Origin of the sequence: Streptomyces sp. NPDC057287 (genome assembly GCF_042667905.1) — a bacterium.
Lineage (GTDB): Bacteria > Actinomycetota > Actinomycetes > Streptomycetales > Streptomycetaceae > Streptomyces.
In genome coordinates, this window is the sequence record NZ_JBHUYV010000004.1 from 1 (window position 1) to 14,412 (window position 14,412).

The 14,412-nt window shown below is 70.0% G+C and carries 12 protein-coding genes; 3 read left to right on the forward strand and 9 right to left on the reverse strand.

The genetic code is table 11. The features are described from left to right. Window positions 1-87 precede the first annotated feature (87 nt). Window positions 88-3,477: a CARDB domain-containing protein gene (locus tag ACFUNE_RS08895; protein WP_383564187.1), complete on the forward strand. Its 3,390-nt coding sequence runs from the start codon at window positions 88-90 to the stop codon at window positions 3,475-3,477. Between the two features lie 165 nt (window positions 3,478-3,642). Here the strand turns inward: ACFUNE_RS08895 and ACFUNE_RS08900 are convergent, their stop codons facing one another. Continuing rightward, window positions 3,643-4,404: a DeoR/GlpR family DNA-binding transcription regulator gene (locus tag ACFUNE_RS08900; RefSeq protein WP_383564189.1), complete on the reverse strand. Its 762-nt coding sequence runs from the start codon at window positions 4,402-4,404 to the stop codon at window positions 3,643-3,645. Between the two features lie 212 nt (window positions 4,405-4,616). Here ACFUNE_RS08900 and ACFUNE_RS08905 point away from each other — a divergent pair, with 212 nt between their 5' ends. Then, the gene (locus ACFUNE_RS08905) at window positions 4,617-6,083 is read left to right on the forward strand and encodes an arabinose isomerase (RefSeq protein WP_383564191.1); all 1,467 of its coding nucleotides are present in this window, start codon (window positions 4,617-4,619) and stop codon (window positions 6,081-6,083) included. Between the two features lie 33 nt (window positions 6,084-6,116). Here the strand turns inward: ACFUNE_RS08905 and ACFUNE_RS08910 are convergent, their stop codons facing one another. Together ACFUNE_RS08910 and ACFUNE_RS08915 are read right to left on the reverse strand one after the other, a co-directional pair. Further along, the gene (locus ACFUNE_RS08910; RefSeq protein WP_383564193.1) at window positions 6,117-6,479 is read right to left on the reverse strand and encodes a DUF6193 family natural product biosynthesis protein; all 363 of its coding nucleotides are present in this window, start codon (window positions 6,477-6,479) and stop codon (window positions 6,117-6,119) included. 305 nt (window positions 6,480-6,784) lie between these two features. Continuing rightward, window positions 6,785-7,309, reverse strand: a complete 525-nt coding sequence (locus ACFUNE_RS08915) for an ATP-binding protein (protein ID WP_383564195.1) — start codon at window positions 7,307-7,309, stop codon at window positions 6,785-6,787. A 385-nt stretch (window positions 7,310-7,694) separates the two neighbouring features. Here ACFUNE_RS08915 and ACFUNE_RS08920 point away from each other — a divergent pair, with 385 nt between their 5' ends. Continuing rightward, on the forward strand, window positions 7,695-7,826 hold the full coding sequence (locus ACFUNE_RS08920; RefSeq protein ID WP_383564197.1) for a hypothetical protein: 132 nt from the start codon (window positions 7,695-7,697) through the stop codon (window positions 7,824-7,826). 19 nt (window positions 7,827-7,845) lie between these two features. Here ACFUNE_RS08920 and ACFUNE_RS08925 read toward each other — a convergent pair whose 3' ends face one another. The 6 genes from ACFUNE_RS08925 to hisD form a co-directional block, all read right to left on the reverse strand. After that, window positions 7,846-8,472 (reverse strand): dihydrofolate reductase family protein, encoded by a 627-nt coding sequence (locus ACFUNE_RS08925; protein ID WP_383564199.1) that lies wholly within the window; start codon window positions 8,470-8,472, stop codon window positions 7,846-7,848. Between the two features lie 228 nt (window positions 8,473-8,700). Further along, entirely contained in the window at window positions 8,701-9,699 is a 999-nt protein-coding gene (locus ACFUNE_RS08930) for an ester cyclase (RefSeq protein WP_383564201.1), read from the reverse strand. 112 nt (window positions 9,700-9,811) lie between these two features. Further along, on the reverse strand, window positions 9,812-11,158 hold the full coding sequence (locus tag ACFUNE_RS08935; protein WP_383564203.1) for an MFS transporter: 1,347 nt from the start codon (window positions 11,156-11,158) through the stop codon (window positions 9,812-9,814). Window positions 11,159-11,486: 328 nt separating this feature from the next. After that, window positions 11,487-12,284, reverse strand: a complete 798-nt coding sequence (locus ACFUNE_RS08940) for an HpcH/HpaI aldolase/citrate lyase family protein (RefSeq protein ID WP_383564205.1) — start codon at window positions 12,282-12,284, stop codon at window positions 11,487-11,489. Continuing rightward, window positions 12,281-13,054 (reverse strand): SDR family NAD(P)-dependent oxidoreductase, encoded by a 774-nt coding sequence (locus ACFUNE_RS08945; protein WP_383564207.1) that lies wholly within the window; start codon window positions 13,052-13,054, stop codon window positions 12,281-12,283. The genes ACFUNE_RS08940 and ACFUNE_RS08945 overlap by 4 nt, the downstream gene beginning before the upstream one ends. After that, window positions 13,051-14,361: a histidinol dehydrogenase gene (hisD, locus tag ACFUNE_RS08950; protein ID WP_383564209.1), complete on the reverse strand. Its 1,311-nt coding sequence runs from the start codon at window positions 14,359-14,361 to the stop codon at window positions 13,051-13,053. The genes ACFUNE_RS08945 and hisD overlap by 4 nt, the downstream gene beginning before the upstream one ends. Window positions 14,362-14,412 lie beyond the last annotated feature (51 nt).

The window sequence follows — 14,412 nt, forward strand, 5'->3', positions numbered from 1 at the left end:
GCCGCGCCCCCGGCGCCGCGCCCGCGGCCCCGGCGACGCCTCGGCGTGCGCCTCCCGGTCCCGCAGCCTCACGGAACAGAGGACAGCATGAGATGGAAGCAACTCGGCTGGCGGTTCGTCGTCGGCCTGGTGACCGCCGCACTGATGACCGTCGGGCTCCTGCCGGCCGCCGCCACGGCGGCCGCCCAGCGCACCGACCTGGCACTCGGTAAGCAGACGACGACCAGCGGGTCCCACGGTGCCTACCCGGCGTCGAACGTCACCGACGGGAGTCAGCAGACGTACTGGGAGAGTTCCGGTGCCTTCCCGCAGTGGGTCCGGATCGACCTGGGCAACCGGTTCGACGTCGATCAGGTGGTGCTGAAGCTGCCTGCCACGTGGGAGGCGCGCACCCAGACGCTCGACGTCCAGGGCAGCACCGACGGGAGTACCTTCAGCGCTCTGTCGGCTTCCGCCGCGCGGGCGTTCAGCCCGTCGGCGGGCAACACCGTCACCATCGGGTTCACCTCGAAGCAGGTGCGGTACATCCGCGTCCAGGTGACCGCCAACACCGGATGGAGCGCCGCGCAGCTCTCCCAGGTGGAGGTCTACGGCCAGGAGGAGACCGGCCCGCCGCCCGCGACAGGCTCCAACCTGGCGCTGAACAAGCCGATCGAGGCCTCCTCGGTCGCGCAGACCTATGTGGCGGCCAACGCCAATGACGACAAGCTGGGAACGTACTGGGAGTCGAACGGCCACCCCTCGACCCTCACGGTGAAGCTCGGCGCGAACGCCGACATCGAGGCCGTCGTCGTCAAGCTCAACCCCGACCAGGCGTGGGCGACCCGCACCCAGAGCATCCAGGTGCTCGGCCGTGCCCAGTCCGCCACCGGCTTCACCTCGCTGAAGGACCGGGCGGACCACGTGTTCAGCCCCTCCGGCAACCAGAACACCGTGAGCATCCCGGTCAGCGGACGCTACGCGGACGTCCAGCTCAAGTTCTTCGCCAACACCGGTGCTCCCGGTGCCCAGGTAGCCGAGATCCAGGTCGTCGGGACCGCCGCCCCCAACCCCGACCTGACCGTCCCGGAACTGACCTGGTCGCCCGCCTCGCCGTCCGAGAAGGACGACGTCACCGTGACCGCCACCGTGCGCAACACCGGCACGGCGGCGTCCGCCGCGACGACCGTCGACGTCAGCGTGGAAGGCGTCGTCGCCGGCAGCGCGCCCGTGGGCGCCCTCGCAGCCGGCGCCTCGGCCACCGTGGCCGTCGGCGTCGGCAAGCGGCCGATGGGCTCGTACAGCGTCTCGGCGGTGGTCGACCCGGCCGACACGGTCCCCGAGCAGGACAACAGCAACAACAGCCGCACCGCCTCGTCGAAGCTCGTGGTGGGCCAGAGCCCCGGCCCCGACCTGGAGGTGCTCGGGATCACCTCGAGCCCGTCGAACCCCGCCGTGGGCGCGCCCGTCACGTTCACCGTCTCCGTCCGCAACCGCGGCACGACAGCGGTGAGTTCCTCGACCGTCACCCGCCTCCAGGTGGAGACCACCACCCTGAACGGCACGACCGGTGCGATCGCCGCCGGAGCCACCGTCGCCGTGCCGGTGAGCGGGAGCTGGACGGCGAAGAGCGGCGGGGCCAATCTGACCGCCACCGCGGACGCGACCGGTGTCGTCGCGGAGACGAACGAGAACAACAACGTCTACGCGCGCGCCATCGTGGTCGGCCGCGGGGCCGCAGTCCCCTACACCGAGTACGAGGCCGAACAGGGCACGTACAAGGGGACGTTGCTCAAGTCGGACAAGGAGCGCACCTTCGGGCACACCAACTTCGCCACGGAGTCCTCGGGGCGCGAGTCCGTGCGGCTGAACACCACCGGTGAGTACGTCGAGGTCACCTCCACCGTTCCGTCGAACTCGATCGTGGTGCGCAATTCCGTCCCCGACGCACCGGGCGGCGGAGGAGCGGAGGCCACGATCAGCCTGTACGCCGACAACACCTTCGTGCGGAAGCTGTCTCTCTCCTCCAAGCACAGCTGGCTCTACGGCGACACGGACAGCCCGGAGGGCCTGACCAACCAGCCCGGAGCGGACGCCCGCAGGCTGTTCGACGAGTCCAACGCCCTGCTCGGCCGGACCTATCCCGCCGGGACGAAGTTCCGCCTCCAGCGCGACGCGGGCGACTCGGCCTCCTTCTACGTCATCGACCTGGTGGACCTGGAGCAGGTGGCCCCGGCCGCTTCCCAGCCCGCCGGATGCACGTCGATCACCACCTACGGAGCAGTCCCGAACGACGGGATCGACGACACCGACGCCATCCAGCGTGCGGTGACGGCCGATCAGAACGGTGACATCGGCTGCGTGTGGATCCCGCCGGGGCAGTGGCGGCAGGAGCAGAAGATCCTGACCGACGACCCGCTGAACCGGGGCCAGTTCAACCAGGTCGGCATCAGGGACGTCACGATCCGCGGCGCGGGCATGTGGCACTCCCAGCTGTACACCCTCACCCAGCCCCAGAACGCGGGCGGCATCAATCACCCGCACGAGGGGAACTTCGGCTTCGACATCGACGACAACACCAAGATCTCGGACCTGGCGATCTTCGGCTCGGGCACCATCCGGGGCGGCGACGGCAACGCCGAGGGCGGAGTGGGTCTGAACGGGCGATTCGGCGACGACACCAAGATCACCAATGTGTGGCTGGAGCACGCGAACGTGGGTGTCTGGGTCGGCCGCGACTACGACAACATCCCGGACCTGTGGGGCCCCGGCGACGGCGTCGAGTTCACGGGCATGCGGATCCGGAACACCTACGCCGATGGCATCAACTTCGCCAACGGGACACGCAATTCGACGGTGTTCAACTCCTCGTTCAGGAACACCGGTGACGACTCGCTGGCCGTGTGGTCGAGCAAGTACGTGAAGAACCCGTCGGTGGACGTCGGTCACGACAACCACTTCCGCAACAACACGATCCAGCTGCCCTGGAGGGCCAACGGCATCGCGATCTACGGGGGTTACGGCAACACCATCGAGAACAACATCATCTCCGACACGATGAACTACCCCGGCATCATGCTGGCGACGGACCACGACCCGCTGCCTTTCTCCGGCCAGACGCTGATCGCCAACAACGCCCTCCACCGCACGGGAGGGGCGTTCTGGGGCGAGGCCCAGGAGTTCGGCGCCATCACGCTGTTCGCGGCAGGCCAGAACATTCCCGGGGTCACGATCCGCGACACCGACATCCACGACTCCACCTACGACGGCATCCAGTTCAAGTCGGGCGGCGGGTCCGTCCCCGAGGCGCAGATCTCGCACGTCCGCATCGACAACTCCGTCAACGGATCGGGGATCCTGGCCCATGGCGGGGCGCGGGGCAGCGCGACCCTGACCGATGTGACCATCACCGGTTCGGCCGAGGGTGACGTCGTCGTCGAACCCGGATCGCAGTTCGTCATCAACGGCAGCGCGGGGAGGGCGACCGCCCGGAAGTAGGCCCGGCTCCCGGGCCGTGCACGACCCGGCCCCCGGCCGGCACGCCGCCCGAGCGTGCCGGCCGGGGGTGCGGGACAGCGGTGCGGGACGGCCCGGCCGGGCGCTCTCACCCGCAGACCGGTCCACAGGCGTGTCCCGGAGGGCGGGGCACGCCCGGCTCCGGCATCAGACGATCTCGACCAGCCCCCGATAGGGCTCGAGCCGCTCGTCCCCAGGACTCAGGTCGGTCACCAGGATGTCGATCTCGTCCAGTGACAGGCACTTGGCCACCGCGCGGTTCGCCAGCTTCGAGGAGTCGACGGCCAGCACGGTCCGCCCCGACACGGCTGTCAGGGCGCGCTTGACCGCTGCTTCGTCAGCGGTGAACTCCGTCGATCCGATGGAGTCGTCCAGGTAGGTCGCGGACAGGAAGCAGGTGTGCAGGGCGAACTGCTGAAGCGTCACCTGGGCCAGCGGGCCCACCAGGCTCCCGGTGTGCAGATCCGCTGTGCCACCGGTCGCGTAGGCCCTGCATCCAGGGGTCCTGGACAGCTCGTGGAACGTCTCGAAGCCGGTGGTCACCGCGGTCAGGTCGAGCACCGGCTGCTCCCTCAGGCGCCGCGCGAGGCTGTGGACGGTCGTCGATCCGTCGAGGCCGATGCCGCCCTTGTCCGGTACCAGGGGCAGGAGTTTCACGGCGATCACGTCCTTGGCCGCTGTGGAGCGTCCCAGGCGATGGTCGAACGTCCAGGCGTCGACGGGCACGGCTCCGCCACGCACCCGGCGAATCTCGTTCCGCTGCTCCAGCACCTGGAGGTCGCGCCGGATCGTCATCGTGCTGACGCCGCACGAGCGCGCCAGGTCGTCGACACGGCGCAGCCCCTCGCGGAGCGCCGTGATGATCGACGCCCTTCGCTGGTCCCCCTCGGCGCTGGTCTCCTCTGGCATGGTCTGTTTCTACCACGGTGAACATGGAGTTCCGGGGGCGCTTTCGCGCCTGCCGAGCGGCGGCCGATACGTGACCCCCTGCGTGGAATCCGGCCGGTTCCCGGCTGGGGAGCACTCTCCGCCCTCCGTGATTGATACGTTTCACCCCCTTGTTGAAGTGTGCCGTCGCTGTTTAATCTCGCGGCAACAAAACATCCGGGAAGGGATGCCTGATGACCGACGACTCCTCCTCCGCGGTACTCGGCGGCGCACTCGTCCCCGTCCGGCGGCGACCCACGCGTGTCGGGCTGGTGTCCGGCGGGCTCGGTGCGTACTGGCCGCAGTTCCCCGGTCTCCTCGACCAGCTGCGGGAGTCGGCGCTCTTCGTCACCCGGCGTTTCGAGGGGATGGGCTGCGAGGTGGTCGATGCCGGGTTCATCTCCGATCCCCAGGAGGCCTCCAAGGCGGCGGAGGAGCTGCGCAGGGCGGACTGCGACATCGTCGTCACGTTCCTCACGACGTACCTGACCGCTTCCATGGTGCTGCCGATCGCGCAGCGCACGCACACGCCCGTCCTGGTGATCGACCTCCAGCCGACCGAGGCGATGGACCACGCGAACACCGACACAGGCAAGTGGCTGGCCTACTGCGGGCAGTGTCCGCTGCCCGAGGTCGCCAACGTCTTCCGGCGCAGCGGGATCGCGTTCCGCTCGGTCTCGGGTCATCTGCACGACGACAACGCGTGGACGCGGATCGGCAGGTGGATCGCGGCGGCGGGCGTGCGAGGCGCTGTGCGCCACGGGCGGCACGGTCTGATGGGACACCTCTATCCCGGCATGCTCGACGTCTCGACGGACATGACGCTGGTGTCCGGCCAGTTCGGCGGGCATGTGGAGGTGCTGGAGTTCGACGACCTGCGGGTCAGGGTGGCCGCGGTGACCGACGAGGAGGCGGGTGAGCGTGTCGCGCTGGCCCGTGACGTGTTCACTCTCGACGCCTCAGTGAAGGAGGAGGACCTCGATTGGGCGGCCCGTGTCTCGGTCGGGCTGGACCGTCTTGTGGAGGACTTCGAACTCGACAGCCTCGCCTACTACCACCGCGGCCTCGACGGCGAGATCCACGAGCGGCTCGGCGCGGGCATGATCCTGGGAGCCTCCCTGCTGACGGCGCGCGGGATCCCGGTCGCCGGGGAGTACGAGCTGCGCACCAGTCTCGCCATGCTGATCGCGGACACGCTCGGTGCGGGCGGGTCGTTCACCGAGCTGCAAGCTCTCAACTTCCGTGACGGGGTGGTGGAGATGGGGCACGACGGACCGGCCCATCTCGCCATCTCGTCCAAGGACCCGCTGCTCCGGGGGCTGGGTGTGTACCACGGAAAGCGCGGCTGGGGCGTGAGCGTGGAGTTCGACGTGAGGCACGGGCCGGTCACCACCTTCGGGATCGGCCAGGAGGCGGACGGCACGTTCTGCTTCATCGTCTCCGAGGGCGAGGTGGTGCCTGGCCCTCGGCTGGAGATCGGTAACACCACCTCCCGCGTCGACTTCGGTTTCGACCCGGGGGAGTGGACCGACGCCTGGTCCTCGACCGGCATCGGCCACCACTGGACCGTCTGCACCGGCCACCGTGCCAAGGACTTCAAGGCCGCGGCCGACCTGCTCGGCATTCCCTTCCGCGCGGTCGACGGCCCCAACGACCTCTGAGCTGCCGTTGTCGCCCTTGCGTGTCGCTCTGCTTCAGCAGGGGCCCGGCCCCGGCCAGGGCCCTTCCACGGCGGCCCCGCAGTCGCTCGGGAGGTGTGCGACGACGAGCGCGGCAGCCTCCTGGGGTGTGGCCGCCTCGCCGAGGAGTTCGGCGTAGCCGGCGGCGTACACCAAGTACCTCCCTTCTCCGCCGGCTATGCGTGGCAGGTCGTTGCTCCACGGGAAGTCCGTGTTCCGGTGAAAGCTCAGGCTGCCGTGGCTCGGAAAGGGGAACAGCCGGCGCAGACGCGGCTCCGCGGACGCGGCTTCGATCACCTCAGGATTTCCGCGACGGGCTTCGGGGTGGCGCTCCAGCAGCATGCGCCAGGTTCTCTCGACAACGGTTTCCCTGCTCATGACATTGATCATCGGTGGTGGCCCCTGCCGAAGCAACCCTCGGCCTTACCGGCGGCTCCGGTCTATCCAACGGTGCGGAGACTGTGCGCGGCGCGCTGTCCCTCGCAAGGGGGGCGTCCGTCTTCGCGGGTATCGCCCGGGTCGCCCAGCTGGTCCTCGTCGACGGTTCCCCCGGCGTCGTGGCCGAGCGCAGCGGCAACGACGCACGGTGCCGGCCTTCGGGATCCACGGCGAGAGGACCACCTCCGCGTGTCGCGCGGAAGATCTTTCCTGGTGCCTGCGTGCCCGGACGGTGGGCGCGGGCCTCAGCTCCTGACGGCTTCCGCGATCCGCAGAGCTGTCCGGGAGGGGGTGAGGTGCGTCGTGTCGACGACCTCGGCCTCTCTGTGCAGCCACGTGCGGGCCGCTTCGGCGTAGGGCTCGAGGTAGGCGAGACGGAACGGGGAGTCGGGGCCGAGAACAGTGTCACCCGCGATGCGTCCGCGGAGGGTGTCCTGGTCCGCGTGGAGGACGAAGTGCCGTACAGGAATGGAGTGCTGGGCGAGTCCTGAGCTGATCTCGCGCCAGTACTCCTCGACCAGGACCGTCATGGGCATCACCAGGACGCCGCCGGTGTAGTCGAGTACGCGGCGGGCGGTCTCGACCACGAGCGGCCGCCACGGCGGCCAGTGCTGGAAGTTGTCCGTATCGGGCAGCCCCGGCGTGATGTCCATGAGCGTCTCACCGACCTTCTCGGCGTCGAACACCCGTGAATCAGGGATCAGTTGCTGCACGAGTGCACTGGTCGTCGTCTTGCCCGCGCCGTGGGTGCCGTTGAGCCATACGATCATGGGGCGACGCTAACGCCGTTCGAGCCGGGGGAACGGATGGTCGCGGAAGTCGGTACGACTTCAGTACATCCCAGAGGGTCGCCCGGCCACCTGGACCGGATGTCGCTCGCCCCGAAGGCGCACCGGCGGGGCGGGAGCCGAACGCTCGACCGTGCCGCCGTGGACCCGCTCCGGCGGCGCATCGCCGGGGCGGGGTCGAGGAAGATCGCAGACGGGCGCTTCGGCCATTCAGCCAGAAGCCGCGCCCCCGCAGATCCGGGAGACAGCTGAGTCGCCGTACTTGCATTCGGGTTCGAGGCGCGGGATAAATGTGAGGGAGAAGGGCATAGGCGACTTTTCGGAGTGGCCGTGGTCAGCCCGCCCGAATGTCACGAGGTGAAGATCTATGAGCAGGATGACCTCCGCGATCAAGCATGTGCGCGGACGGATCATGGAAGCGGACGGCAAGGCCCTGCAGAACCCGCGGCTGCGGGACGAAGGGCGCCGCCTGCAGGAGAAGGGGCGTGGAGGCCGGTAGCACTCACCCGCCCCGCATCTCACGCAGCCGGGTCCGGGGCCCCGGCGCCGTAGACCCCGTGCTCGGGCAGTCCCGTCGATTCGAAGGTGTGCACCGAGAGCCCTCCCGGTGTCGTCCGGTGGGCGACGAGCCGCAGGCCGGCCGGGGCGCTGCCGTCAGGGAAGAGCCGTCGGCCGCGGCCCACCACGACCGGGGCGATCACGAGCCGCAGTTCGTCGACCAGGCCGGCGGCCAGCAGGGACTGGGCCAGTCCGGAGCTGCCGTGGACCTGCAGGTCCCGTCCGGGCAGCCGTTTCACTTCGGCGACCTGCTGCGGAACATCCCCGTCCAGGATCGTGGTCGGGTTCCACCCGGCCGTGGTCAGGCTGTGGGAGGCGACGTACTTGGGCAGGCCGTTCATCAGGGGCGCGAAGGGGTGGTCGGTCATCGTCGGCCAGTCGCGGGCGAAGTTCTCGTACGTGCGGCGCCCGAAGAGCAGTGCGTCCGCCGTGCCGAGCCAGGTGGCAGCCACCTCGAGGAATTCCTCGTCCAGGTGCGGCACGAACCAGCCTCCCTGGTCGAACCCGTCCGTGGGGTCCTCGTCAGGTGACCCCGGGCCCTGGGAGACACCGTCGAGGGTCAGGAACTGCTGAACGACAAGCCTCATCACGCATCGCTCTCTTCCGCCTCCGGCGCAGGCCGGGGCATCGTGGCCACGGGGCTACGACTCTGCCACTTCCCGCGGGCCGCGACAGGGCGACACTCGTCCGTCCCGGCCACCGCCGGCCGGCGGGCGGGGGATCCCGGACGGAAGTGTCCCGCCGGATCGGGGGAGGAGGGCCCGGACCGTGCGGAACCCTCCTCGTCCCGTCCTCAGCGGCGCGAGAGGTGCCGGTCAGTAGATGTTGGCCTCCACCGCCGGGCCGTCTCCACGGGTGCTGTTGATCTGGGCCCGCAGCGAGATCTCGTCGTAGACGCGGACCTCCCGCACGATGCGGCCCTCCTGGATCAGGAACTGGGACACGCCGAGCACGGTCACCGGCTGATCGGTCAGCGGGCCGAAGACCGGCGTGCCCCGGTAGGTCCCGTGCATGGTCCAGGTGACGGCCACCCGCAGTCCGGCGTACCGCGGCGCGTAGTTGGTCTGTATGTCCCGTACCTCGAACCGGGCGTCCGGGAAGGCGCCGACCATGGCCAGCAGATCGCTCTGGTAGCGCTCGGGGCGGATGACGGTCCGGTCGCCGGTGGTGTGCAGGAAGAGGTCCCGCACCATGAAGTCGCCGACCTTGTCCAGGCGGCGCTTCGTCCAGACCTGGTCGATGAACTCCAGCACCATCTCGCACTCCGGCCGGTATTCGTCCGGGCGGGGGCCGCTGACGCCCACGGACAGGACGTCCTTGGGCGGCTCCTCGGTCATCGATCCGCTGTATCCCTGGAACCGCAGGGCGCGGGCCGCCTCGTCCGGGTCCACACCCCGCTGCAGGCAGTCCGCCAGCTCGTCGCGCACCACCCACTCCTCGACCATTCGGCCTCGGCGGTACAGGCAGTTGGCGACCGTCCGCTTCCGGATGCGGATGTTGCGCCCGTCGACCAGGTGCTCGTCGGCGGAGAAGACCAGGTGTGAACTGAGGAAGGCGTCGTCCCCGCGGGCTTCCCACACCACGTCCTCGGCCTGCCCGATGTGGCCGGGCGTGCTGCCCATGCGCATCGTGCTGCCCTCGATCACACCGTCCCGGCCCACGACGGTGCCGAGGCTGGTGTGGACGATCGAGTCGGGCTCGTAGTTGTCGACGATGTACGCGATGTCCCGGCCGACCCAGATGCGGTCGGTCACCTCGCGGATGAAGTCGTCCGGGTCCTTGTAGGGGAGGTAGGCAGCGGGGTCCAGCGGCATGATTCGTACCTTTCTTGATCTGGGCAGGCGCATGAATTCGTATGCATTCGAGCGAAGTTCGGGTTGGTCCGGAGGTGGCGTCCCCGGCAGGTCCGGCGGTGGCGCGCAGCCCTCACCGGGCGAATTTGTCCGCCCCGAGGTGACTCCGGTACGTCTCCTTCATGAAGGCGCTCACGACGACGAGGGCCATGACCGCGGCCACCGCCAGGTAGGCCCACACGGCGTAGATCGTGTCGAAGGTGGTGACCAGCAGGGCGGCGACGAACGGCGTGATCCCCATGAAGATGGAGAACGAGCTGTTGTACGCGATGGCGCTCGCACTGAAGCGTGTGCGCGTCGCGAAGAGCTCCGCCGCGCAGACCGTGACGATGCCGGTCAGGAAGAACTCCGGGACGATGTAGATCAGTTGGCTCGCGACGGCTGCTCCGAAAGTGCCCTGCTCGCCGACCCGGAACGCCAGTGGCACCAGGACGATGCACGCGACGGCGCCGGCGATCAGCATGGGCTTGCGGCCTATCCGGTCCGAGAGGATTCCGGCCAGGGGCAGCATCGGGATGAGGACGGCGATCGAGATCGCGTTGGACGTCAGGGCCATCCAGCGGGGAAGGCCGAGCGTCCCCGTCAGGTACTCGGGATAGAAGGTGACCCAGCTGTAGGACAGGATCGCGGCCATGATCGAGATGCCGCAGAACGCGAGCATCGGACGCCACTGCGTGCGCAGGGCCTCCCGGATCGGGGCCTTGACGACCACGGCGCCGCCCTCGGTGGCCCGGACGAACTCGGGGGACTCCTGGATCCGCCGCCGCAGCCAGATCCCGACCGCGCTCAGTGGCAGCGCGAGGAGGAACGGGATGCGCCAGCCCCAGGAGTCCAGCGAGGGCCCCTCGAACAGCCAGCTGGCGAGTGCTGCGGTGCCGGCGCCGGCGAGGATGCCGACGAAACAGCTGTTGGAGGCGTACGAGGCGTAGTAGGCGCGCCGGTTCGGCTCCGCCCACTCGACGATGAAGGCCACCGCCCCGACGTACTCCCCGCCCGACACCATCCCCTGCACGACGCGCAGGAGCAGGAGGAGCAGTGGGGCGAGGATCCCGATCTGGTGGTAGGTCGGCAGGGCGCCGATCAGGGCGGTGGTCACCCCCATGAGCACGATGGTCCAGAGCAGTGTCTTCTTGCGGCCCACCCGGTCGCCCCAGCGGCCGACGAGCGTTCCCCCCAGGGGGCGGAAGAGGCATGCGACGGCGATGATCGCGTAGGTGCTCAGCACCGCCACCGCCTGATTGCTCTCCGGGAAGAAGGCGGGGGCCAGGACCGGGGCCATGTAGCCGTAGAGGCCGTAGTCGAACTGCTCGACGAAGTTCCCGACGCTTCCCGCGCCGATGGCTCGGCGTATCTCCTTCCGCTTCTCCGGGTCGACCTCTTGCGTGCCGACGGCCGTTGTGGGCGGCGCTACAGCGGACATGGCTTCTCCGTTCGCGCGGTGAGAGTTATGCATACGTATGAACTTCCGCCGAACACTAGGGAGCGCGGAGTGGGGCGTCAAGAGGTGCAGGCGACGCATTCGGCGAGGGCGACACCGCCGTGCCGGGAAGACGGCACGGCGGTGACGCGGCGTCGCGCGCACGCACTTCGCCGGCCCCTGTGACCCCGGGACCCTGTGGGAACCGGGACCCCGTGGGAACCGGGGAGCCGGCGTGGGTCGTCGGAGTTCCGGCCCGGGAGGGTGCCCCAGGGGGCGTCGGAGCGCTGTGTGTTCTCGGACGACGGGGCGGCGTGGGTGGCACGCCGCGTCACGAAGGCCCGTCGTCCCCCGCGGGGGGCGCGAGGGACCGGAACGTGTCCATCAGGACCTGGGTCATGTTGTAGAGGACCAGCTCGGCGCCGGTTCGCTCGGCTGCCCGGGCGCCGTCGGCGCCCGGCACGATCGTCATGACCGCCCGCCCCGCCGCGTGGGTCGCGCCATGAGCCGTGGCGACCAGCCCGTCGATCACGTCCCGGCCGGGGAAGGCGCAGTCCGCCGCCAGGTCGGCCGGGCCCACCAGCACCGCGTCCACCCCCTCCGTGGCGGCTATCTCCCCGGCGGCGGCGACGGCCTCCTCCGTCTCGACCATCGCCACCACCAGGGCGTCCCGCGAGCGGGCGAGGTGCTCGGCCGCCGGGACCGTGCCGAAGTGGCCGGCTCTGCTGTAGGTCGCGAAACCCCGTGTCCCCAGAGGGGGGTAGTGGACCGTCTCCACCGCCCGGCGCGCGTCCTGCGCGCTGTCCACATGCGGATGGACGAGCCCCGCGGCTCCCAGGTCGAGGCAGCGCAGGGCGAGAGCGGGCTCGGAGGTGCCGACGCGGACCAGGACCTCGATGCCCCGGGCCGCCGCGGCGGTCATGTGGTGCTGGAGCACCGTCATGTCGGCCGGCCCGTGCTCGCAGTCGATGACCACGTAGTCGAGACCCGCGACCCCCGCCATCTCCACCAGGGTCTCCGACGGGAGACGCAGCAGTGCGCCGTACAGCCGTTCGCCGGCCGCGAGGCGCGCCTTGAGGGAGGAGCGCTTCGCGGAGGGGGAGCGGTGATCCGCTCGTGCCGCCGTCACCGTGCCACCATTCCCGCCGACAGGTCGATGTCGGCGCCGCACAGGCCCGGCATCCGCAGCATCGCGCTGACCGCCGCGCCCACCTCCTCCTCGCGGACCATCCGCCCGAGGGCCGACCGCGACACGAAGTCCTCCTCGGCCTCCGCACGGCTCCTGCCGGTGCGTTCCGCCTCCAGCCTGAAGTTCCGCTCCATCCGGGGCCCCGACACGGGCCCCGGGGACAGCGAGTTCACCGTCACCCCCAGGGGCCCCACCTCGCCCGCCAGGGTTGCGGTCAGCCCGATGACCGCCATCTTCGACGCGCAGTAGGGTGTGCGCCGCAGCAGTGGCCGCTTGCCCGACACCGAGGCGATGTTCACCACGTCACCCGCGCCCCGCCCGGTCATGGCCGGAAGGAAGGCCCGGCACATCAGGAACACCCCGCGTACGTTCACGTCGAAGACCTCGTCCCATTCCCGTACCGGGATCTCGGTGAGCGGCGCCACCGGTCCGGCGACCCCCGCGTTGTTGACCAGCACCGAGATCTCCTCGTGGGCGAGGCTCTCCGCGAGCTTTTCGACCTCGTCCGGCCGTGACACGTCGCAGACGCGGTGGACGACACCCGGCCCCAGGCGGGCGGCCGTCTCCTTGAGCGTGTGTTCGCTGCGGCCGGTGATCACCACGCGGGCCCCGTCGGACACGAGTGATCGCGCGATCGCGGCGCCGAGGCCGCTGCCGCCTCCGCTGACGAGCGCGGTGCGCCCGGCCAGCGGGGCCGTTCCGCCGCTCATTCGCCCGCCTCGTCGTTCCACGGCAGGGTGCCGTTTCCGTACTTCGCCGCCCGTACGTCACCGGAGCGGGCGTGCCCCTCGAACAGCTCGACGCGGGCCGCGCGCCCGCAGACCTCGCCGAGCAGCGCCGACGAGGAGGTGTCCGTGACCTCCTGGTAGGTCACCGTCTTCAGGTACTTGCCCACCCACAGGCCGCCGGTGTAGCGCGCTGCGCCCCGGGTGGGCAGGACGTGGTTGGTGCCGATGACCTTGTCCCCGTACGAGACGCAGGTGCCCTCACCGAGGAACAGCGCACCGTAGTCGCGCATCCGGTCCAGGGCCTGGCGCGGGTTCTCCGTGAGGACCTCGACGTGCTCACTGGCGTAGGAGTCCGCGATCTCGAAGGCCTCCGTCAAGGAGGCGGCCACGACGATCTCGCCGTGGTCCCGCCAGGCAGGGCCGGCGAAGTCCTTCGTGGGCATGCCCGGCAGCAGTCGCTCGATGTGGGCCTGCACCTTCCGGCCCAGCTCCTCGGACGTGGTGACGAGCACGGCGGGCGAGTCCGGGCCGTGCTCGGCCTGCGAGAGGAGGTCGACGGCCACCACGAAGGGGTCCGCGTGCTCGTCGGCGATCACCAGGATCTCCGTCGGGCCCGCGAACAGGTCGATGCCGACCTCGCCGAACAGCTGGCGCTTGGCCTCGGCGACGTACGCGTTGCCCGGTCCGGCGATCAGCGGCACGCGGCCGATCGTCTCGGTGCCGACGGCCAGCGCCGCAACGGCCTGCACCCCGCCCAGCAGGTAGATCTCGTCGGCGCCCGCGAGGTGCATCGCGGCGACCGTCGCCGCGGGGATCTCCCCCCGTATCGGCGGGGTGCAGGCGGCGACCCGCTCCACCCCGGCCACCTTGGCCGTCACGATCGTCATGTGGGCGGACGCGGTCAGCGGGTAGCGCCCGCCGGGCACGTAGGCCCCGGCGCCGGCCACGGGGACGTGACGGTGTCCGAGGCGGACGCCGGGCAGGGTCTCGATCTCGATGTCGTGCAGCGAGTCGCGCTGTGCCCGGGCGAACGTGCGCACCTGCTGCTGGACGAAACGGATGTCCTCCAGGACCGTCTCCGGAACCCCGGCGATGATCCTGCTGATCTCGTCCGGGCCCAGCCGGAAGGACTCGGGGCTCCAGTTGTCGAACTTCTCGGAGTACTGGCGGACCGCCTCGTCACCGCGCTCGCGGATGTCGTCGAGGATGCCGCGGACGCGCTCGGCGACATCCGCGCGGGCAGCGCGCACCTGGCCGGCAGGTACGGGGGACTTGAGGAAATGGGGCATGAGGGCTCTCTTCTCGGGGGTGGTGGTGCATGTGCGGCGACGGTGAGGGGA

Coding starts and splice junctions, on each gene's coding strand:
- ACFUNE_RS08895 (WP_383564187.1), top strand. CDS start 88: ATGAGATGGAAGCAACTCGGCTGGCGGTTCGTCGTCGGCCTGGTGACC.
- ACFUNE_RS08900 (WP_383564189.1), bottom strand. CDS start 4,404: ATGCCAGAGGAGACCAGCGCCGAGGGGGACCAGCGAAGGGCGTCGATC.
- ACFUNE_RS08905 (WP_383564191.1), top strand. CDS start 4,617: ATGACCGACGACTCCTCCTCCGCGGTACTCGGCGGCGCACTCGTCCCC.
- ACFUNE_RS08910 (WP_383564193.1), bottom strand. CDS start 6,479: ATGAGCAGGGAAACCGTTGTCGAGAGAACCTGGCGCATGCTGCTGGAG.
- ACFUNE_RS08915 (WP_383564195.1), bottom strand. CDS start 7,309: ATGATCGTATGGCTCAACGGCACCCACGGCGCGGGCAAGACGACGACC.
- ACFUNE_RS08920 (WP_383564197.1), top strand. CDS start 7,695: ATGAGCAGGATGACCTCCGCGATCAAGCATGTGCGCGGACGGATCATG.
- ACFUNE_RS08925 (WP_383564199.1), bottom strand. CDS start 8,472: ATGAGGCTTGTCGTTCAGCAGTTCCTGACCCTCGACGGTGTCTCCCAG.
- ACFUNE_RS08930 (WP_383564201.1), bottom strand. CDS start 9,699: ATGCCGCTGGACCCCGCTGCCTACCTCCCCTACAAGGACCCGGACGAC.
- ACFUNE_RS08935 (WP_383564203.1), bottom strand. CDS start 11,158: ATGTCCGCTGTAGCGCCGCCCACAACGGCCGTCGGCACGCAAGAGGTC.
- ACFUNE_RS08945 (WP_383564207.1), bottom strand. CDS start 13,054: ATGAGCGGCGGAACGGCCCCGCTGGCCGGGCGCACCGCGCTCGTCAGC.
- hisD (WP_383564209.1), bottom strand. CDS start 14,361: ATGCCCCATTTCCTCAAGTCCCCCGTACCTGCCGGCCAGGTGCGCGCT.